At 71.6% G+C, this 19,903-nt stretch carries 19 protein-coding genes; 9 read left to right on the top strand and 10 right to left on the bottom strand.

The window, feature by feature from the left end; translation table 11 throughout:
* Positions 1–41 precede the first annotated feature (41 nt).
* From WMF29_RS47790 to WMF29_RS47765, 6 genes are all read right to left on the bottom strand, one after another.
* Positions 42–248: a hypothetical protein gene (locus tag WMF29_RS47790; RefSeq protein ID WP_437326679.1), complete on the bottom strand. Its 207-nt coding sequence runs from the start codon at positions 246–248 to the stop codon at positions 42–44.
* A gap of 290 nt (positions 249–538) precedes the next feature.
* Positions 539–1,021 (bottom strand): hypothetical protein, encoded by a 483-nt coding sequence (locus tag WMF29_RS47785; RefSeq protein ID WP_272096835.1) that lies wholly within the window; start codon positions 1,019–1,021, stop codon positions 539–541.
* A gap of 201 nt (positions 1,022–1,222) precedes the next feature.
* A complete protein-coding gene (locus WMF29_RS47780; protein ID WP_437326678.1) occupies positions 1,223–2,467 on the bottom strand; it encodes a formylglycine-generating enzyme family protein in 1,245 nt (414 codons plus the stop codon).
* The gene (locus tag WMF29_RS47775) at positions 2,464–4,554 is read right to left on the bottom strand and encodes a M20/M25/M40 family metallo-hydrolase (RefSeq protein ID WP_437326677.1); all 2,091 of its coding nucleotides are present in this window, start codon (positions 4,552–4,554) and stop codon (positions 2,464–2,466) included. Before WMF29_RS47775 ends, WMF29_RS47780 begins: the two co-directional genes overlap by 4 nt.
* A complete protein-coding gene (locus WMF29_RS47770; RefSeq protein WP_272096831.1) occupies positions 4,551–4,931 on the bottom strand; it encodes a hypothetical protein in 381 nt (126 codons plus the stop codon). The genes WMF29_RS47775 and WMF29_RS47770 overlap by 4 nt, the downstream gene beginning before the upstream one ends.
* 294 nt (positions 4,932–5,225) lie before the next feature.
* On the bottom strand, positions 5,226–7,916 hold the full coding sequence (locus WMF29_RS47765; RefSeq protein ID WP_437326676.1) for a HEAT repeat domain-containing protein: 2,691 nt from the start codon (positions 7,914–7,916) through the stop codon (positions 5,226–5,228).
* A 228-nt stretch (positions 7,917–8,144) separates the two neighbouring features.
* On the opposite strand from WMF29_RS47765, the gene WMF29_RS47760 reads away from it, so the two are divergent.
* The 9 genes from WMF29_RS47760 (at position 8,145) to WMF29_RS47720 (ending at position 14,844) form a co-directional block, all read left to right on the top strand.
* Positions 8,145–8,690: a TlpA family protein disulfide reductase gene (locus WMF29_RS47760; protein WP_437326675.1), complete on the top strand. Its 546-nt coding sequence runs from the start codon at positions 8,145–8,147 to the stop codon at positions 8,688–8,690.
* A 77-nt stretch (positions 8,691–8,767) separates the two neighbouring features.
* Positions 8,768–9,883: an SUMF1/EgtB/PvdO family nonheme iron enzyme gene (locus WMF29_RS47755; RefSeq protein ID WP_437331253.1), complete on the top strand. Its 1,116-nt coding sequence runs from the start codon at positions 8,768–8,770 to the stop codon at positions 9,881–9,883.
* A gap of 59 nt (positions 9,884–9,942) precedes the next feature.
* On the top strand, positions 9,943–10,809 hold the full coding sequence (locus WMF29_RS47750; RefSeq protein WP_437326674.1) for a helix-turn-helix domain-containing protein: 867 nt from the start codon (positions 9,943–9,945) through the stop codon (positions 10,807–10,809).
* A 267-nt stretch (positions 10,810–11,076) separates the two neighbouring features.
* Positions 11,077–11,601: a hypothetical protein gene (locus tag WMF29_RS47745; protein WP_437326673.1), complete on the top strand. Its 525-nt coding sequence runs from the start codon at positions 11,077–11,079 to the stop codon at positions 11,599–11,601.
* Positions 11,602–11,723: 122 nt separating this feature from the next.
* On the top strand, positions 11,724–12,182 hold the full coding sequence (locus WMF29_RS47740; protein ID WP_272096824.1) for an MmcQ/YjbR family DNA-binding protein: 459 nt from the start codon (positions 11,724–11,726) through the stop codon (positions 12,180–12,182).
* A 230-nt stretch (positions 12,183–12,412) separates the two neighbouring features.
* Positions 12,413–12,928 (top strand): hypothetical protein, encoded by a 516-nt coding sequence (locus WMF29_RS47735; protein ID WP_437326672.1) that lies wholly within the window; start codon positions 12,413–12,415, stop codon positions 12,926–12,928.
* Between the two features lie 417 nt (positions 12,929–13,345).
* A complete protein-coding gene (locus WMF29_RS47730) occupies positions 13,346–13,822 on the top strand; it encodes a hypothetical protein (protein ID WP_437326671.1) in 477 nt (158 codons plus the stop codon).
* 211 nt (positions 13,823–14,033) lie between these two features.
* Positions 14,034–14,366 (top strand): ArsR/SmtB family transcription factor, encoded by a 333-nt coding sequence (locus tag WMF29_RS47725; protein WP_272096821.1) that lies wholly within the window; start codon positions 14,034–14,036, stop codon positions 14,364–14,366.
* On the top strand, positions 14,350–14,844 hold the full coding sequence (locus WMF29_RS47720) for an SRPBCC family protein (RefSeq protein WP_437326670.1): 495 nt from the start codon (positions 14,350–14,352) through the stop codon (positions 14,842–14,844). Before WMF29_RS47725 ends, WMF29_RS47720 begins: the two co-directional genes overlap by 17 nt.
* 48 nt (positions 14,845–14,892) lie before the next feature.
* Here WMF29_RS47720 and WMF29_RS47715 read toward each other — a convergent pair whose 3' ends face one another.
* Genes WMF29_RS47715 through WMF29_RS47700 form a run of 4 tightly spaced genes read right to left on the bottom strand, consistent with a single transcriptional unit; the run spans position 14,893 to position 19,890 of the window.
* A complete protein-coding gene (locus WMF29_RS47715; protein WP_437326669.1) occupies positions 14,893–16,242 on the bottom strand; it encodes an ABC transporter permease in 1,350 nt (449 codons plus the stop codon).
* The gene (locus tag WMF29_RS47710) at positions 16,239–17,201 is read right to left on the bottom strand and encodes an ABC transporter ATP-binding protein (RefSeq protein ID WP_437326668.1); all 963 of its coding nucleotides are present in this window, start codon (positions 17,199–17,201) and stop codon (positions 16,239–16,241) included. Before WMF29_RS47710 ends, WMF29_RS47715 begins: the two co-directional genes overlap by 4 nt.
* Complete coding sequence (locus tag WMF29_RS47705) at positions 17,198–18,604, bottom strand: TfuA-like protein (protein ID WP_437326667.1); 1,407 nt, start codon at positions 18,602–18,604, stop codon at positions 17,198–17,200. Before WMF29_RS47705 ends, WMF29_RS47710 begins: the two co-directional genes overlap by 4 nt.
* A complete protein-coding gene (locus WMF29_RS47700; protein WP_437326666.1) occupies positions 18,601–19,890 on the bottom strand; it encodes a YcaO-like family protein in 1,290 nt (429 codons plus the stop codon). Before WMF29_RS47700 ends, WMF29_RS47705 begins: the two co-directional genes overlap by 4 nt.
* Positions 19,891–19,903 lie beyond the last annotated feature (13 nt).

The following is a 19,903-nucleotide window of genomic DNA, read 5'->3' as shown; positions in this document are numbered from 1 at the left end:
GACCTATGCGGGTCGCGCCCGGTCGAGCAGGCGCTCGTCCCTCAGCCGGAGCCGCGTCTCTTCGCCGCCTTGTCCTCCATGTCGAGCCGCTTCGCGTCCTCGTCGTAACGCTTCTCGTCGGCGCGGATCTCCGCCTCGGTCTGCTCGCGGATCGGCGGGCGCGCTGCCTGCGGTTGGTCTTCGCCGAAGATGGCCTTGGCCGCTCCCCGGCCGAGGCCGTAACCGAGCCATGCTGTGAACCACGACATCGTCAGCACTCCTTCCTGGATTCTTGAGTCGTCGTACGCGCCCCCCTCGACGTCGCTTCCGACGTGGTTCGGCGCCCTGCTTCACCTCGTCCCACGTATCGTCGGTCGTCTCGGCGATCTCGTGGAGCTTGGCCTCCCCGACGTCGAGCGCAGCGTGCAGGTGTCGAGGTGAGGCTTCGCCCGAGCTTGGCCGCTCGCCGATGCGAGTCCTCGAAAGTAGTGGCCGGGGCTGCTCTGTCAGGCCCTCCGAACGCCGCCGCAGACGTCGTGCGGCTGGGCCGAGGCGCTCCCTACTGCCCGCCGGGCACGCAGATCGCCGTCGCCGAGCCGGCGCCCATGCACGAGAAGCCCGCCGCGCAGTCGGTGTTCGCCGCGCACGGGAAGGCGCACTTGCCAACGGCCGTGTTGCACTTGTGCGTACCGCAGACCATGTCGTTCGTACATGGGAGGGCGAGCGGGCCCGGCTGCCCCGTCGTCGCCGGAGCGGTCGTGCCCGGCTGCTGATACTGCCCAGGCTGCTGGTACTGCCCAGGCTGCTGGTACTGCCCGGGTTGCTGGTACTGCCCGGGTTGCTGATACTGCCCAGGCTGCTGGTACTGCCCAGGCTGCTGATACTGCCCGGGCTGCTGGTTGTAAGCGTTGTACTGCTGATTCGACGGATCCTCGGCGTCTCGGCCCCGGCTGCACGCGGAGGTCAGGAGCCCGAGGCCTCCGAGGGCAAGGACGACCGAGGCGGCCGAGCGCGCGCTGGTGAACCACATGGATCGCTTCATCAAGGTCTCCTCGAGATGCGGGGCTCTCCCCGCGTGAGCGACGGGCCGGTGCCGGCCCGCCGCTGAGATCTGAGCCCCGGCCCCCGGAGGAGGAATCGCAGGCCCTTCGCCGGCGAGCGCCGCGTCGCGGGGCCCGCTGGACACGAGCGTACCCCCGGTCGGCGGCCGCGCGCCCCTCAAAAAGGACGCGCCACGGCGCGCTCACCGCGGAGCCGCGTCCTTGCAGCAACGAAACCCCTGCTCGTAGCCGTAGTCCTCTTCCTTGTGGAACCCCACCGTCGGGCGGCAGCGGCCGCGCATGGGGCCCCACCAGCCGCCCTTCAGCCCGCTTCGCTCCGGCGACTTGTGGCCCGGCCGGACGACCCACTCGTTGATGTTGCCGTTGAGATCGTAGACGCCGAACGGCGACACACACGCCGGCATCGAGCCCGCAGGCTTGCGCTGATCGAGCCGCTCGAATTCCGCCTTGCACTTGGGGTGCCGCATGCACCGCTCGTAGTGGTAGAGCGTGACCTCGCGCTGGCGAAAGGGCCGGTCGATGTTGCACTTGGTCGCGTCGCGAGCGTAGCCGTACGTGTACGGGAGCATCTCGTCGCCCTCGCAGGCGAAGTTGAACTCGTCCTCCGTGCAGAGGCGCTTGCCGACGCCCTCGCACGCCTTGACGGCCTGGCGCCACGAGACGAGCACCGCAGGGAGCTCGCCCTTCCTGTTGGGCCACTCGTACCGGTCGACGCAGAACCTCATCGGCGCGCGCTTCTTCGAGAGGCACTCGGTCGGCCGCCTGTACTCGAGGCACCGCTCGCTGACGCTGGTCGGGCCCTCGGCCTCGTTGTAGGCCGTCGCCCGTCGCTCCTGGTCCTTCTCGTACTCCTTGTGGTGCTTCAGGCAGATCTGATCGACCACGGGGCAGTAGTCGCCTTCGACGAGGACCATGTCGCCCGGGCACCCCTCGGAGCTGCCGGGCAGCCCCGCGTCCGGAGCGCCGCCGTCGAGGGCTTCCGCTGCGGCATCCGGCGCGCCGCCGTCGGGCGCTGCCGCCGCGGCGTCCGGCGAGCTGCCGTCGGGGGCTGCCGCCGAGGCATCGAGCGCCGCCGCGGCGTACGACATCGCTGCGCCGGCGTCCGGCAGCTCCGCCGGGGTGTACGCCAGCGCCGCCGCGGCGTCCGGCGGCTCTGCCGGAGTGTACGCCAGCGCCGCCGCGGCGTCCGACAGCTCTGCCGCAGCGGCGTCGGGCGGCGCGGGCTCGGCATCCGCAGCTGCGCCGGCGCGCTCGGGCCCTCCGGGCGTCGCCGCGTCGACCGCCGCAGGCGGCGGGCTGTCGCAGGCGAGGAGCGCCGCAGTGAGGCCGCAGAGGAACGCGAGGCGGACCGCGCAGGGCCCGCTCGGGGCCCTGCGCCGTCGAGGTGGCGCGACCGGCGGCGCGGGGCGGCGAGGGCGCCGGCTCATCGGCCGGGGGCGGGGATGACCTTGAGCGGCACCCGGGTCCCGCCGCGATCCACCTCGATCTCGACCTCGCGGCCCGGCTCGAGATCGCCGAGCGCGAACATGAAGTCGTGGATGTTGGTGACAGCGTGGGCGCCGATGCGCACGATCACGTCCCCCGCTTGCATGCCGGCGCGGGAGGCCGGCGCGTCGGGCCGCACGCCCGTGAGCTTCACGCCGGGCCCCTGGTACGCGTAGTCCGGCATCGTGCCGAGCGACGCGCGGAAGCCGCCGCGCATGCTGCGGTGCGGGTCGGCGGGCGGATCGGTGAAGGCGAGGCGCGCGTCGCGCCGCGACAGGGCGAGCGCCATCCGCGCGGCGAGCACCGAGCACCGCGAGACGCCCGCGGCGTTGATCTTGTCCGCCGTGTCGCTCGGCCGGTGGTAGTCCTCGTGGACGCCCGTGAACAGGAAGGCGATCGGGACGCGCGACGCCGTGAACGACGCGTGATCGCTCGCGCCGAAGCCCTCGACGCCGAACTGGAGCGTGAGGCCGAGCCCGCGGGCGGCGCCGTCCACGATCGGCTGCCAGTCGGGCGAGGTCCCCAGGCCGTCGACGAGGAGCTTGTCGTCCCGCATCCGGCCGACCATGTCGGCGTTGATCATGGCCACGACCGGCTTCATCCCCGCGAGCGGGGCCGGCGGGTGATCGACGAAGTGGCGCGAGCCGATGGTGCCGAGCTCCTCGGCGCCGAACGCGATGAACAGGAGGTTCCGCGCCGGCCGCTCGGGGAACGAGGCGAACCGCCGCGCCACCTCCAGGAGCATCGCGGTCCCCGAGGCGTTGTCGTCGGCGCCCGGGTGGACCGCGTGCACGCCGGGCGCGCGCGAGAACGACGTGCCCCCGTAGCCGAGGTGATCGTAGTGAGCGCCGATGACGACGTACTCACCGGCGTGCGGCGAGCCGTCCTTCGCCGAGAGCAGGCCGATCACGTTCGACGTCGGCGCCGTCCGCGCGGTGACCTTGGTCGTGATCTCGACGGTCGTGCCGTCGAGCGGCTTCGGCGCGGCGGCCTTGGTCGCGGCCGGCTTCACGGCCGCCTGCTTCTCCGGGGCCGCGCCTGCGGGCTTCACCGGCGGCGCGAGCCCGGCCGCCGGGAAGAGCGCGCGGGCCGCGGAGCGCGTGATCACCACGGCCGGGATGCCCATGCTCGCCGCGTCGTCCGGCACCCGCGGGAGCTCGTCGCCCGCCGCGACAAGGATCACCCCGGCGGCCTTGTGCTCGCGGGCGGTGCGGAGTTTGTAACGGACGCTGCCGAAGTCGCGGAGCGCGTCCGCCGGCCGCGCAGGATGGTGAGGATCGTCGGGCGCAGCGCCGCCGTGGGCTGCACCGGCATGAGCTGCACCGCCGTGGGCTGCACCGGCATGAGCTGCACCGCCGTGCGGACCCGCGGGCGCGGCGCCGCCGTGCGCCGCTCCACCCGAGCCGCCGTCCAGCGTGGGCACGCCGTCGAGCACGATCGCGATCTTCCCCTCGATCTCCCGGCCGGCGTAGTCGTCCCAGGAGAGCGCCGGCGCGGTCACTCCATGGCCGACGAGCACCGCGGCCCCGGACACCGTGCCGCTCGCGCTCCCGTCGGCCGTGACCAGCTTGCCGGCCTCGACGCTCTGCTTCCGGCCCGCGCGCTGCACCGCGAGGGCCGCGGGCGCCACGTCGGCGCCGACGCGCGCGTCGAACCCCTGCCGGTACGCCTTCGCGTCGCTCCCCGGCCCGCCCAGCGGCGAGAGCTTGAGCTCGGCGAACCGGCGCGCGATGAACTCGGCCGCCAGATCGGCGCCGGGCTCACCGGTCCCCCGCCCCGCGAGCTCGGGCGACGCGAGGTACGCGACGTCCGCCGCGATCCGCGCCTCTGCGGCGGGATCGACTTCGATCGAGGCCGGCGCGGCGGGCGCCGGCGCGGCAGGCTTCGAGGCCGGCGGCGCGGCAGGCTGGCGAGGCGGCGCAGCCGGCGGAGCGCACGCGGCGACCGCGGCGAGGAGGCCGGCGGCGAGGCCGCGGCGAAGACCCCATGCGCGGAACGACAGCGGGGCCGCGGCGCGCCAGGCGCTCACCACGGCGACGCCTTCTGCGCCGCGCGGACCAGCTCGAGCGCGCGACGGCCGATGTACTCCTCCACGTCGGCGGGCGCGATGTGGCGGTCCTTCGCGAAATCGAACTCGCGCGGCTTGCCGTCGCCGAACGTCACCCGGACGATCGCGGACTCCCGCAGGAGCTCCAGGGAGAGGCTGAAATCGCCGAGCGCGAGCCGGTGCTTGTCCTGCTCCTGGGTGAGCACGATGGACTGCCCCTTCTCCTGCAGCCTCTCGTGCGCGAACTTCAGCGACTCGGCCCCCAGCGACACGGCCGACTCCGCGGCCGCGAGCGCCTCGGCGACCCGCTTCTTGTGCCGCGCGAGCTCCTCTGCCTCGCGCTCCGCCTTCGATTTCACGGCTTCGATGAGCTCATCACGCCAGGTAGGCACAGTGCACCTCGGCGCGAACACTCTTCCGAAACGTGCGTTTTGTCCAGCCCGACACGCGCCGGTCACCCGGCCCCCCTGGCCAGACCGACACGCGCCGGAGACGGAAATGGGCGCGCTGCCAGCACAAAAACAGGAAGCCCGGGAGCTCCGGAGAGGACGACCTCCTCTCGTGCGCTCCCGGGCTCCCCGCCCCTGCATCGCGCGCCGGGGCTTCGTGCGCGGGCGCGGTCCGCGAGATCGGCCGCGCCGTACCGCGCGCCGCTACTGCGTGTCGTCGCCCCCGGCCTTCGCCGGGGCGAACTTGCTCAGGTCCTCGGCCACGGTGGCCTTCGGGTTCATGAGCTCGTGGAACGCGCGCTTCGCGAGCGCGCCGGTCTCGCCCTGCTCGTGCCGCAGCGCCATGAGCACGCCCTTCTCCTTCATGAACTTGAGCGTGTCGATCGCGCCCTTCTTCTTCGCGCCGTCGCCGCTCTTGGCCTCCTGGTAGAGCCGGTAACGCAGCACGACGCGCGTCTCCGAGTGCGGGCCGTTGTCGTACTTCAGGTTGTCGAACTGGGCCTGGAGCCGCTGCCGCGCCCACTCCTGCGGCGCATCGGCGACCTTCACCCGCGTGATCGCCTCGGCGTTCGCGACGTACCGGTAGAGGTTGCCGCGCTTGAAGTCCTCGTCCGACCAGTAGCCGAAGGCGCGGTAGTAGTGGTCCTTCAGGTCGTCGAGCGCGGACTTGTCGAAGTCGGCGTACATCGCGATCGTCCGCGCCGCGGTGTCGCTCGTGCCGCCGAGGATGAGCGCGAGCGCCGCGGCGTTCCGGACCTCGACGTCCTTCAGCTTCTCGAACAGCTGCCCCTGCACCGCCTCGTCGAAGCCGCCGATGCCGATGGCGCGCGCGATGGCCATGCGCACCCCGGGGTCGACGTCGGCCGCGAGGAGCGGGACGAGCTCGGCGGCCGCGCCGGGCACCGGCCGGAGCGCGAGCGACGACGCGTAGCAGGCGCCGATGAGCTGCTTGCGCGGCTCCTTCTTGCTCGCGAACTCCTTCGCCTTCTTCGCCACCTCGATCATCGTCTTGTCGTCGGCGCACCAGGCGACGGCCTCGCAGGCGGCCTGGCGGGCCTCCTCGTGCCACGTCTCGTCCTCGATGAGCTTCGTCAGCCTCTCCACCGCGCGCGGATCGCCCCACTCGGCGAGCCCCTGCGACGCGCCGTAGGCGACCGCGCGGAGCGCCATCCCCAGCATCGCGAGCCCGGCGCCCTGGAGCGCGTCCTGGGTGATGTCCAGCTTCGGGTCCTTCTTGCGGCTGAACTGATCGATGAGCTTCGGGTACGAGGGCTCGTCCTTCATGCGCCCGATGTACCGGAGCGCGCTCTGCGCGGTCTCGAAGGCCGCGGGGAACGGCGGCTGCTGCCCCTCCTTGGGGAGCGGATCCGTCGGGAAGGCCCAGTCGCGCATGTCCTTCAGGATCTTCTCGGAGCGGACCGTGGCGAGGAAGCGCAGGCCGTTCGCGTGCGGCTGCGGGCGATCCTTGAGCCACAGGATGACCGGGGCCTCGGCCGCGGCCTTGAGCTCGGCGGCCTTGTCCGCGTGGATCACGGCGAGATCGGCGAGCATGCGGGCGCCGACGACGCGCGGCAGGTCGGTGCGCGACAGGTGCCCGCCCTCGTCCGCCTCCCAGAACTTCTCGAGCTTGTAGAGCTTGAGCGGGTCGGCCAGCATCCGCTCGCCGATGAACTTGGCGGCGCGGATGTCGCCGACCTCGGCGAGCCGCGTCCCCGCCTCGCCCTGCCAGTGCAGCGGCGGCTTCTTGGCCTCGATCCACTTCACGAGCGGGTCGGCCGCCCGAGGATCGGCGAGCTCGCGCAGCATCTCCATGATCTGCTTCGTCTGGAACCAGGTCGTCTCCTCGGGGTCCTGCTTCACGCTGTCGAGCGCGAGGACGAGCCCCTCGCCGCCGATGCCGTCGCGCAGCGCCTCCAGGAAGCGCTGGCGGCTCGTCTTGTCGGCGTTCGCGAGGGCCTCGAGGAGCGGGGCGCGCGCCGTCTCGTCGCCGATCCTCCCGAGGCCGTTCGCGGCCTCGCGCGCGACCTCGACGTCCTTGTCCTTCACGAGCGTGATGAGCGCGCTCGTCCACTTGGGCTCGGCGTTGCGCGACAGGACGGTCGCGACCAGCTGCCGCACCGAGGAGCTCTCGTCGGTCGCGAGCTTCGAGAGCTCCTCGAGCGACACGAGGCCGGCGAGCTTCTCGGGGTCGAAGGCGATGCCGCCGCCGAGCCGCTCGACCTTCGAGAGGAACCCCTTCCTGTACTGGTCCATCGCGTCCTTGAACGCGGCGGGCTCCTTCAGCTCGACGAGGGCCCAGACGATCTGGGGCCGATCGCTCTCGTCCGCGACCTTGAGCGCCTCGAGCAGCGCGTGCTTGGCGCCGTCGGCCTTGGGCGAGCCGTAGTACGCGAGCACCTGCGCGGCGACGCCCTTCACGCGGTGGTCCGAGAGCGCGAGCGCGTTCTGCGCGTGCGTGACGCCCTCCGGGTCGTCGGCCCACGCGAGCTGCATGAGCGCCTCCTGCTGGAGCGACAGCTCGGAGCTCGCGGCGGCCCACTTGCGCCACAGGGGCAGCTGGTCCTTCTTGGGCAGGACGAAGATGTTCTTCTTCTCCTTGGAGACGGCGTCGACCGTCATCTTCTGGCCGTCCTGCTTGACGCCGAGCCAGATGGCGCCCGCGGCGCCGAGCGCGACGACGAGGCCGACCACGATCGACACGGGGCTGAACCGGCCGCGCTTGAAGTTGCCGTCGTCCGCGAAGCCGCCGCCCGCGGGCGCCGGCGGGGCGCCGGGCAGATCGTTGTCATCGGGGGGCCACTTGGCCGCCTGCTTGGCCGGAAGGGGCCCCGGCGGCGGGCGCCGTCCGCGCGGCCCCGCGGGATTCTCTCGTGAAAGATTCGGACGATCGAGCATGGTTCCTCCAGCGCGCGGGCGACGACGTGACCCGAACGGCGGTGGCATCGCGCGGCGTGCCGCGCTGCGCCCCCGACCCCTCCCGGAGGCGGCGGCGTCGCGCGGCGTGCCGCGCTGCGCCCCCGACCCCGTGCCAGGCGGCGAAGCGCCCGGCCGGTCGAGGCGCCGGACCGTACCAGAGCCGCTCGGACGTAGGCCCAAAGATTTGCTATGAAGCCCAGGGCCCGTATGGCCGAACCCCAGCCCAATTCCGGCAAGATTCTCTATCCTGCAGTCGCGTTGCTCATCGCCCTGAGCGCGCTCTTCGGACTTGTGATCCTGCCGCGCCTCGCGCCCGGGGTCGGGGGCATGGTCGGCGCGGAGGCCCCCGACGTGACGCTGCCGGTCGCGGCCAACGGCGATCCCGGCGCGCGCATGCAGATCGCCGAGCTGAAGGGCCAGCCGGTGATCCTGGACTTCTGGGCCACGTGGTGCGGTCCCTGCGCGGTCCAGGCGCCGATCCTCGACCGGATCGCGCGCCGCTACGAGAAGAAGGGGCTCGTGGTGCTCGGCATCAACGTGGACGACCCGCCCCAGGTGGCCAGCCAGTACGCCGTCAAGAAGGGCCTCTCGTATCCGATCCTCATCGACGACGCGAAGGAGGCCTCGGCTCGTTACGGGGTGGACAAGCTGCCGAGCCTCGTGGTGATCGACCGGCAAGGGAAGGTCGCGGCCTACCTGACGGGCGTCGTCGACGAGGCGAGCCTCTCCGAGATCATCGCGGCCGCCCTCTGATCTCGCTCCACGTGCCCCTCTAGCTCGACGTGCCCCGCTCGCTCCACTTGCCCCCTCCCTCCCGTCCCTTGCACCTCGTGCTGGCGGCGCTCGCCGCCGCCGCGCCCGCCTGCTCCCGCGGCGACGCCGATCGCGGCCGCGACGCCGGCGCGCCGCCTTCGGCCAGCGCCTCCGCGCCGCCTTCAGTTCCGGCGGCCTCCGCCCCGGAGGCGCCTGCCCCTCGGGCCTCCGGCGAGGCCGGCGCGCCCGATGCGGCCGGCGGCGACGCTGGCGCGCCCGGGGCGGTCGGCGATCCGATGGCGATCCACTACGAGGCGCGCGAGGATCTGGTGCGGCTCTTCTCGCTGAAGGAGTTCTCGGAGCGAGAGCGGAAGTTCAAGAACCCGGAGCTCTTCCTGGAGAAGAACTTCGGCGGCGGCTCGCCTGCCCGGCTCAACCAGGGCAACAAGGAGCTCGCGCGGCACACGCGCTCGAAGGAGCAGTGCCTGGAGGGCCTCCGGGGCGTCGTCCTCCAGACGGAGGAGCAGCGCGCCCGCTGCGGCGGCCAGGAGAACATGGTGCCCGTGTACCGCCGCGGGAAGCCGGCGTCGGCCGAGTTCTGCATCGACATCTTCGAGTTCCCCAACAAGCCGTGCGAGCTGCCGATGGTGTGGGCGAGCCCGACGCAGGCGGCGACCGTGTGCAGCCTCCAGGGCAAGCGCCTCTGCACCGAGGACGAGTGGAGCCTCGCGTGCCGCGGCGATCCAGAGGGCGGCAAGCCGAGGACGTACGCTTACGGCGACGAGCTCGATCTCGCCATCTGCCACACGCAGACGCCGCACCGTGACATCGACGGCAAACCGTGCGACGGCGACACCGCGCGCTCTGCCTACCAGACCTGCGCGACCGACACCGAGCCTGCGGGGTCCTTCCCCGCGTGCCGCTCGCGGTTCGGGGTGTTCGATCAGCACGGCAACGTGGCCGAGATCATGACCCGCCGCGACCGCGACGACGGCAAGCTGTACAGCCAGCTCAAGGGGAGCGCCTGGTTCTACGTCGAGGTCGCCCGCGAGCACGACGCCCCGAGGCCGAAGGGCCGGGAGACCTACCCCGATCACTGCGCCTACAGCCCGCGCTGGCACGTCGAGCCGATGGAGGACGCGTGGCACGCGAATTACCACCTCGGGCTGAGGTGCTGTAAGACGATCCGCTGACGCGCCCCGCCCCGCGCGCGGCTGGCTCGCGCCCGCATCGACAGGTACCCTTCCCCGCGATGCAAGCGCTGGCGCCCCGTGCACGGATCGCCCGCGGCAACTCCGGTGAGGGCCGCTGGGAGCTCGCGACGCGGCCCCCGGCGCCGCACCTCCGCCCTTACATCCGCGACTACAGCGGTTACACGGAGGAGACGCCCGGGCCGCTGCGGCGGCGAGAGCTCCCGGCGCCGCAGATCGTCGTGATCATCGAGTTCGGACCGCCGCTGCGCGTGTTCGACGCGGGGAGCGATCGCCGTCATTCCTCGCACCCCGGCGGCTTCGTCGCGGGCCTCGATGCCACCTTCACGATCACCGAGCACGACGGGTTCCAGCGCGGGCTCCAGGTGAACCTCACCCCGATCGGGGCGCGGCTCTTCTTCGGCGTGCCCATGGAGGAGCTGACCGGGCGCGTGATCTCGGCGCGCGATCTGCTCCCGAGGAAGCACGCCCGGCTGGCGGAGCGCCTCGAGGAGCTCCCGACCTGGGACGCGCGCTTCGACCTGATCGAGCGGGCGCTCGGCGAGCGCGTGGACGAGGCGCGGATCGAGGTCGGCGTGGTCTCCTGGGCGTTCCGCCGGATCGAGGAGCGCGGGGGCGCTGTCGACATGCGCGCCCTCGCGCGCGAGCTCGGCTACAGCCAGAAGCACGTGATCGGCCTGTTCCGCGAGCACGTCGGCGTCCCGCCCAAGCTCCTCGCGCGGCTCGTGCGCTTCGACCGGCTGGTGCGGCACCTCAAGACGGGCGCCACGGGGACCTGGGCGGAGCTCGCCCAGCGGTTCGGCTACTACGACCAGGCGCACCTCGCGCGCGACGTGAAGCAGTTCAGCGGGACGACCCCGACCCGGACGCGCGCGGCGCTGATCGACGTCGCCGGCATGAGCCCGTAGCGGGCGAGCGCTCCTCGGGGCTCCGGGCGTCGCGCGCGCCGGGGTGGGACGTGGGACTCCCGATACGCGGCCCGGGCGGCGCTCGCGCGGAAAAGCTGCGCTCGCCGTTCGGAGAGGAAAGGAATCCTCTCATCGAACGTAGACCGGTCTGAGCAGCGCAGTCGCCCGGAAGGCGCCCGCGCCCGGCGCTTCCAGGCGCTGTGGCGTCGCCTGGAGGGCCCCGCGGGTGTGCTCGAGGTGAACGTCCTCGTTCAAGGAGATCTCGACATGACACGGATGAAGCTTCTCGGGTTTCTGATGGCTGGTCTCGCGCTCGTGGCTTGCGGCGGTGATGAGGGTGATGGCGATGGCGGTAGCGGGAGCGACATCGAAGGCAAGCAGCTCGGCGCGCTGACGGCCGAGGAGGCCGACGGCCTCTGCGACGACCTCCGCGCGCAGACAGATACGATCTCGAAGGAGGACGAGTGCGAGGCCGAGGGGGTGGTTGGCTCGTTGTTCGGAATCGAGTGCGAGACCACCAAGCAGGCGTGCATGAGCGCTGCGGAGGAGTCCGAGGTGACGGGCGAGCTCGATTCGTGCGGAGCGTCCGAGTTCACCGGCTGCACCGCCACGGTCGCGGAGGTCAGGGCCTGCGTGGACGCCATAGTAGGCACCATCAAGGCGCTCACGTGCGAATCGACGCTCGCTGACATCGGGCAGAAGCCGGCGGCGTGCGCCGCGCTCGAAGAGAAGTGCCCGGCGTTCTTCGAGGGAGAGGAAGAGGAAGACGAGAGCGAGGGCGAAGGCTCCTGAGCGGAGCGCCCGCCCCGCCGCGCGGCTCGGCCTCTCGCTGGCAGGAGCCCGCGGCGGGGTAAAATCTTTACAAGACCGCCGGCGTCGCGTTCTTCAGGATAAGCTTCGAAGGAGCGAACACCATGTCGAGCGGGTCTCCCACGCCTTCCACGCCTCCCCCTCCCACGCATGTTCCTTCTGCGTTCCGTTCCGAGGACTTCCAGAGGCTCGCGCTGTCGCTTCCCGAGGCCGAGGAGCAGGACCACTGGGGCAAACCGTCGTTCCGCGTGCGAGGGAAGATCTTCGCGACCCACTGGGTGGCGGAGGAGCACGCGGTCCTCAAGCTGTCGCTGGAGGAACAAGACAGCCTGGTGCAGGCGCAGCCCGACGTCTTCTCCGTGACGCCGTGGGGGCACCAGGGCTGGACGCGGGTGGAGCTCCGCCGCGTCGATCGGGCGCTCCTGGAAGAGCTGCTCGTGGGCGCATGGCGTCGCGTGGCGCCGAAGCGCGTGGTCGCGCAGTGGGACGCCGGCCGCAACGGGAAGCCGACGGCGCCTCCGGACGCACCCTCACGCCCGGCGAGACGTCGGCGCGCCCCCTGACCCGCGCCGATACACTCGGGCGAAGAGCGCCTCGACCGCGCGCGGCAGGGCTCGCGCCCGAGGCCGCCGTCTATTTCTCTCCAGCAGGAAGAAAGATTGAACCGCGGTCGTAGTAGGTCCGGCCCGCGCGCCTGCCCGGCCGACGATGCAGCCCGCTCGCTTCCTTGGCGGAGCCGTCCTCGAGCGCCGCGCGGACACGCTGGTGAACATTCTCGATGAGGGAGCGCTCGATGACACGGATGAAGCTTCTTGGATTGCTGATGGCTGGCCTCGCGCTCGCGGCTTGCGGCGGCGACGACGACGGGGGCAACGGGGACACCGGGAGCCAGAGCGGAGGTGACCTCGACGGCAAGCAGCTCGGCCAGCTGACGGCCGCGGACTCCCAGGCGGTGTGCCAGGATCTCGCCGCGTCGATCACCGTCACGAAGGAAGACCTGTGCGAGGTCGCCGGCGCGTTCGCCGGCGCGTTCGGGGGTGACTGCGAGGCCACCAAGGCCGAGTGCATGAGCGCCCCGGAGCAGCCCTCGCAGGGCGACGGCGGGTGCTCCACCGAGGGCTTCGCGGGCTGTACCGCGACGGTGGCGGAGTACAAGGCCTGCATGAAGGCCCAGGCCGACGGCGTCAAGGCGATCACGTGCGCAACGCCGCCCGACACCTCCGGGGAGCCCCCGGCAGGGTGCGCGGCCCTCACCGAGAAGTGCCCGGAGATCGTAGCCACCGGGGAGACCGGCGGCGAGGGCTCCTGAGGTCACCCAGCGCCCCGCTGACCGATCGTCCTCGGGCGCCACGACATCGAAGCGCGCGCTGAGCGCCACGAGGTCGGCCAGGAACGGCCCGGGGCTCTTGGCCTCATCGCCATCGCGGTAAAGCTCCCTGTCAGGAGCCGCGCCCGTCACGCCTCCTCCGCGCGCACGCCATGACGTGCGGTGGGCCGAGCACCGCCACAAGCTGAACGCGACCGGCACGCCTCGAGCGCCATCCCGCGCTGTCGCCGTTCTGATCTTCACCGACGAGCTGGTCGACCGCGTGGCACGCAATGCCGACGTGGCGATCCGGCTGGGGACGCTGCCCGAAAGCGCGGAGCGTGGGTATCGTCAGGCGAACGGGGTGCCTGCGGGTCCTGAACGGCCACGTGCGCACCTTCCTTGTCAAGGAGAGCTCGAATGAGACGGATGACGCTTCTCGGGGTCCTGGCGGCTGGGCTCGCGCTCGTGGCGTGCGGTGACGAGGGGGGCGAGACCGCGATCGCCCTCGACGAGAACCAGCTGCTCGGCGAGCTGACGAGCCAAGAGGCCAACCAGGTGTGCGACGATCTCGAACAGCCGATGAAGCTCGCGAAAGCAGACCAGTGCGATCTCGTCGGACTGCTCAACTCCTCCGGGATAGAGGAGTGCGTGGCCATCTGGCGGGCGTGCCTCATCTCTGCAAATGAACCTCTGACGTCGACCAGGTGCTTCACGTACGACTTCGAGGGGTGCACCGTCACGGTCGCGGAGGCCAAGACCTGCCTGATCGCCATGGCTGGCACCCTCAAGGCGCTCTCGTGCGGGTCCGACTTCGACCTCTTGCAGCCACCTGAGGAGTGCGCGGGCGTCCGCGAGAAGTGCCCGTCGCTCCTCGAGAACGGCGAAGGCTTCTGAGGTCGCCCCTCGCCTCGCTTACCGGCCGCTCTCGATCCAGCCGCGTCACCGCATCGCCTCGCGCCAATGCCCTCGGTCGTCGAGCGCGAGCGCCAAGCTGCCGCGGCTCCTCGCATCCTACATCCGAGCACCCGCAGCGGTCCGCCCCGGATCTGCGTCGGCCGAGCATGCCGGACCTTGACAGGTGACCATTTGGTAACATATCAAGGGGGTGACGGACGACGATCGCGTCTTCAAGGCGCTGGCCGATCCCACCCGGCGCTCCCTCCTCGACCGGCTCTTCGCGCGTGACGGCCTCACGCTCACGGAGCTCGAGTCCGAGCTCGAGATGTCGCGGTTCGGCGTGATGAAGCACCTTCGTGTGCTCGAAGCCGCGGGGCTCGTCGTCACCGTTCGATCGGGCCGGAAGAAGCTTCACTACCTGAACCCGGTCCCCATTCGCCAGATCCACGATCGTTGGATCGACAAGTACACGGAGGGGCGCATTTCGGCGCTCGTCGATCTGAAGAAGCAGCTGGAGGAGAACAATGACGACGAAGAGTGAGAAGCCGGTCCACGTCTACCGAGTCCACATCAAGGCGACGCCCCAGGCCGTCTGGGATGCGATCACGAAGCCCGAGTGGATCGAGAAATACGGTTACTGCGCCCGCGCGGAGTACGATCTGCGCCCCGGCGGCAAATACCAGGCGTTCGCGAACGCGGAGATGGCCCAGCACGGCGGCCCCAAGGTCATCATCGACGGAGAGGTCATCGAGGCCGACCCTCCGCGAAAGCTCGTTCAGACGTGGCGCATCCTCTGGGATCCCGAGATGAAGGAGGAAGGGTTCAGGCGGCTGACCTGGGAGATCGAGGTGAGCCCCTACGGCATCACGTCGCTGACCGTGACCCACGAGGTCGGCGACGCGCCCAAGACGGCTGCCATCACCTCGGGCGCGATCAAGGAAGCCGGCGGAGGCTGGAGCTACATCCTGAGCGATCTGAAGACGCTGCTCGAGACAGGCAAGACGCTGTCGGCAGCTTGAGAGCGCTGCGCCGCGCGTTCGGACAGCCGATCGCGCCGTCGGCCCGCGTCACCTGGCGCGGGCCCAGCGCCAGAGCTCACGGAGGCTCGGCGTCGCTCCATGGGAGAGCACGCCTATCCGGAAGATCCTTGCGGCGACCCAGATGAAGAGCAGCACGGTCGCGCCGGTGCCGCCGATGGCGACGAGGATCTGCCAGAGCGGCGGATCGGAGACGAGGACCCGGACGAACATCACCATCGGGGCGTAGATCGGGATCATCGAGAGCACGACGGCGAGCGTCGATCCGGGGTGACCGGCGATGACCACGAGGAAGAACGGCGGCGCGGAGAGCGCCATCGAGATAGGGCTCATCAGCTGCTGCGCCGCCTTCTCGGAGCTCGCGGCCGCGCCCCCGACGGCATAGACAGCCACGTTCACGAGATATCCCAGGAGAAAGAACACGACGAAGTACACGGCGACCATGGGACGAAGCAGGGTCTCGGCGTCGAGGAGGCGCGGCCCTCCCAGCGCGCCGATCGCGGCGCCCGCGACAGCCGCCATCCCGAGCCACACGACGATCTGCGTGAGGCCGGCGGCGGCGAGGCCGAGGATCCTCCCGGACAGGAGCTCGAACGGCGTCACCGAGGAGAGGAGGATCTCCATGATACGGTCCGACTTCTCCTGCACGATGCGGCGCAAGATCTCGCGACCATTCAGGAGGATCGCGACGAAGAGCAGGCCGCCGAAGCCGAAGGCGACGAGCATGTCGAGGTCGCCGCCGGGGCCCCCAGGGCCGCTCGAGGAGAGAGGCGCAGGATCGAACGCAGGGGGCGACAGGAGGCCCTCGATCTCGGCGGCGTCGCGGCCGCGCGCCGTCCACCGCGCCACGGCGACGCCGCGCGCCACCACCGCCGCGGCGTGCTCGACGGCGTCGAGGTCAGCCCCCCTCGCGTACAGCGCGCCCCGCGCGCCGGGGTCCTCGAGCATCGCGGGCGGCAGCACCACCACGCCGTCCACCCCGTGCCCTCCCGCCTCGACGCCCGCCCTCGCGCCGTCGAGCAGCGCCGCGACGGCCGCGCTCGTGGCAGCGGCGTCGCCGGGAGCCACGTAGGTGAGCCGCAGCCGGGCGGCCCTCGGGAGCACCGCGCTGCCCATCGCGGCGCCGAGCGACCTCGCGGCGGACCGCGCCGACGCCTCCTCGGCGAGGCCCGCGGAGGCGGCCTCCACGACCCCGCGGAGCCGGCCTGTCCCGTCGACAACCACGACCGAGCGATCGCCGGCGCCGACGGCGACGATGAGCGCAGGGAGCAGGCCCACCGCCGCGAAGAGGACCGGCAGGAGGAGCGTCGTGAGGGCGAAGGACGCTGTCTTCACTGCGGCGACGTACTCACGCTTCAAGACGACGAGGATGCGGCTCACGATGCCTCCAGCGCCGCGCCCCGGGCCGCGCGCGCCCTGTGGGCGAGCGGCGGCGGGGCGCCCTCGCCGACGACGCGAGAGAAGATGTCGCCGAGCGACGGCGACGAGACCTCGAACTTCCGCACCCGGAGGCGCGAGAGCGCCGCCGAGAGCGCCCGCTGCGCGTCGCCGGCGTCGCGCAGCACGAGCTCCGCCGCGCCGGGCTCGATCCGCGCGCTCACCACGCCGTCGACGCCGAGGAGGAAGGTCCCGTCGCCGTCGAACTCGATCCGCGCGGTGTTGCCGGCGAAGGACGCCTTCACCTCGCCGACGGGCCCCGAAAGGACGACGCGCCCCCGATCGACGACGACCACGTGGTCGGCCAGGCTCTCGGCGAGCGGCATGACGTGGGTCGAGAGCAAGAGCGTCTTTCCGGCGGCGCGGAGCTCCCCGAAGAGCCGCTTCACGACCACGGCGTTGACGGGATCGAGGCCCGACATGGGCTCGTCGAGGACGAGGATCTCCGGGTCGTGGACGAGCGCGCCGCAGAGCTGCACCTTCTGCTGGTTGCCCTTCGACAGCGTCTCGATCCGCGCGCGCGCGACGTGCTCCAGCTCGAGCGACCGGAGGAGCCGCGCGGCGCTCTCGCGCGCGCGGCGCGGGCGGACGCCCTTGAGCTCGCCGAGGAAGGCCAGGTGCTCGGCGACCGGCATCTGCTTGTACAGGCCTCGCTCCTCCGGGAGGTAGCCGACGCGATCGCGGATCGCGACGCTGTCGCTCCTGCCTCCGAGCACCTCGACCGCGCCCTCGTCGGGGAGGAGGATGCCTGTCACGAGGCGCATCGTCGTCGTCTTTCCAGCGCCGTTCCGGCCAAGGAGCGCGGTGGCGCCGCCGCGCCGCACCTCGAACGACACGGCGTCGACGGCCCGGCGCGACGCGAAGACCTTCGTCGCCCCGCGGAGCGAGATCGCGGGCGTCATCGACGCTCCGGGGCCGAGGCGCTCGCGGCCCGGTCGCCGTGCGCGGCGCGGCGATAACACACCTCGCGCAGCGCCACGCGCTTGAACTCGTCCGCGTCGGCGAAGCCGGCGGAGCGCAGCGCGCTCGCAGGATCGGGCGGCACGGGCGTGCCCAAACATCGCTCGAAATACCACCGGATCAGGTCGCCTTCGGCCATCCCGGCGTCGGAGAAGGCGGGGTTCGACAGGCCGAGCTCGGCGAGGCGCTGCTGCTTGTCGCGGGCCCGAGAGAGCAGCTCCGCGTACTCGCCGGAGACCGAGAGGTGGTCGCGGACGTGGCCTTGCGCCACCTCGTCGGTCGCCTTCTCGACCCAGCCGATGAGCGCCTCGTCGCGGAGCAGCCGCGTCAGCTCGCCCCAGCCGACGCTGAACCGGCGCATCCACCCCTTCACGTCGTCGGGCTCGTAGAGCCGCCGCTCGCGGCGGAAGGCGTCGGACGTCCGCTCCAGCGCGGCGTTGTCCACGGTGAGGCCGCGCCGCTCGGCCTCCTGCAGCGCGAGGTACCGGAGCATGGCCCCGCGCTTCGCCCGGCCGTAGGCCGCCGCGTCGAGGCGGAGCTCGTCGAGGATGCCGTCGAGGGCGACCGTCTCGTACGGCGACGGATCGCCGGCGCTCGGGCGCTCCGCGGCGACCATCTCGCCGGCGGCCTGCTCGGCGCGGCACCAGAACTCGGTGACCTCGAACCTGTACGTGACGGTCTTCAGCGAGAAGCCCGCCTCGGCGCGCGCGCGGAGGTGCCGGAGCAGCGCGATCGCGTCGTCGCGCTTCTGGTTGACGCGCCCCTTCGGGAGGAAGTCGCGCAGCGACGCGAGCTCGCCTTGCGGGACGCCATGGCGGGACGCGGCGTCGAGGATCACGGGATAGGCGCGGTCGGGATAGTAAAGAGACTTCGCGATCGCCGTGAGCGCGTCGCGCGTGGCGGCGGTGATCACGCCCGCGACCGCCGCGGCGTCGAACGTCCTCCGGAGGTTGACCATCGCCTCGGAGCCGGCGCGAAAGCCGCTGTCCGCGGGGCCGTGGACGACGGCCACCTCGTCGTCGTCCTCGATGAGGCCGTCGCGGTACCCCTCGAAGATGGCGCCCACGCCTTCCATGCCGAAGGCGGAGAGCTCGGCGGCGCGCAGCGCCCCCATGCTGGAGCTCCCGAAGACGTGGATGCCCTGCGCCATCGCGAAGAGGATCTCCTTGTGCCAGACCGCGGGGACCCGCTCGAAGTAGCCGTCGATGATCGCGATCGCGCTCGGGCGCTTGGCGCATGCCCGGTAGACGTCGCCCTGCGAGACCGGCGGAAGATAGATGGCGTCGAGCTCCGCCCGCGCGGCCTCGAGCGAGAGGGTCGGACCGATGAAGACGATGATGCTCATACGATCTCCTTCCGGCTCGCAGCGCTCCCGCTCCGGCGCTCGAGCGCGCGGCGGAACCGACGGCCAGGGATGTAGTTGGGGAACGAGTGGATCCCTTCGAGCCCGGGAATCACGATCTTGACGACGGGGATGCCGAACTCCGGCTTCGTGAGATCGAAGGCGACGACGCTGTCGATCCCGACCGCGCGCAGCCGCTCGAGCTGCCAGGCGACGTCGTCCTCGAACGTGTCGCCCGCGAACGTGGGCCCCGCGGAGAACGGGCGCTCTCCGCGCGCCGTCAGCAGCCGGCGGAGGTGCCGGACCTGATCGGGGCTCCGGTGGCGGTCGTACTCGGTCCGGAGGAGGTCGTCGCGCGCGCCCGAGATGACCGTGAGCCGGGTCTGCGCGGCCTCGGTGAGGGCGCGCAGCAGCGCGACGGCGCGCGACGGATGGCAGCCTTGCCCGCCGGAGCCGTGAAGCGCGCGGACGGCGTCCTCCGTCCGCTCGGCGATCAGGCACTCGTACGAGGGGATACCGACGTCCGAGGTGGTCTCCCACGCGCCGACGGCGACCCCGGCGGCCGAGAATTTCGCGAGCACCTCGCGGCAGCCGGGGTCATCGATGCTGTCGAGATCGAGCCGCCTCGCGTCCCGCTCCTCGTCGGTGAGGGCCCCCCACACGGCCGTGGCGTCGCGCTCGACCACCTCGCAGATACCGTAGCTCACCGCCTCGAGGAGCCCGTTTCCCGACGAGAGCCCGTTGGTCGAGCAGCAGAAGATACCCGGGTTGACGCGGCCCGCCGCGGTGGCGTTGACGTGCACGAGCTCGTAGGGGACCCACACCGGGGCGCCGCGCATGAGGTCGTAGCCCTCGGCCCACAGGAGCTGGGTGTCCTCGTCGAGCGGCGCGCTCGAGGTCCGCGGCAGCGCGGAGACGTCGGCTATCGCGTGGGAGCGCCGGAGCTCGCGAGAGGAGCCGAGGAGCAGCGGACGGACGATGTTCTCGCCGTGATAGGCCTCGATCGACTCCATCAACCCCGAGACCTTCGCCGCCGCGAGCGTCAGGCCCTTTCCCTGGCTGACCGAGAGAGAGCGCGAGTTGGGGCGGCAGACGACGACGACCGGTATCCCGATCGCGTCGAGCCCCGTGACGTTGGCGATCCGCGTGATCCCCATCGCCGGCATGAAGCCCTTGATCCGATCGAGGGTCTCCTCGGGCGAGGCCGCGCGGTGGGTGCCGTTCATGAAGCGCTTCTTCTCGGGGCCCGAGAGCCCAGGCATGGGCGGAAGCTTGGTCAGAGTCTCCACGATGCTTCTCCTT

It is taken from the genome of Sorangium sp. So ce381, from assembly GCF_051473845.1.
Taxonomy (GTDB): domain Bacteria; phylum Myxococcota_A; class Polyangia; order Polyangiales; family Polyangiaceae; genus Sorangium; species Sorangium atrum.
This window is presented reverse-complemented; position numbering and strand designations above follow the sequence as displayed.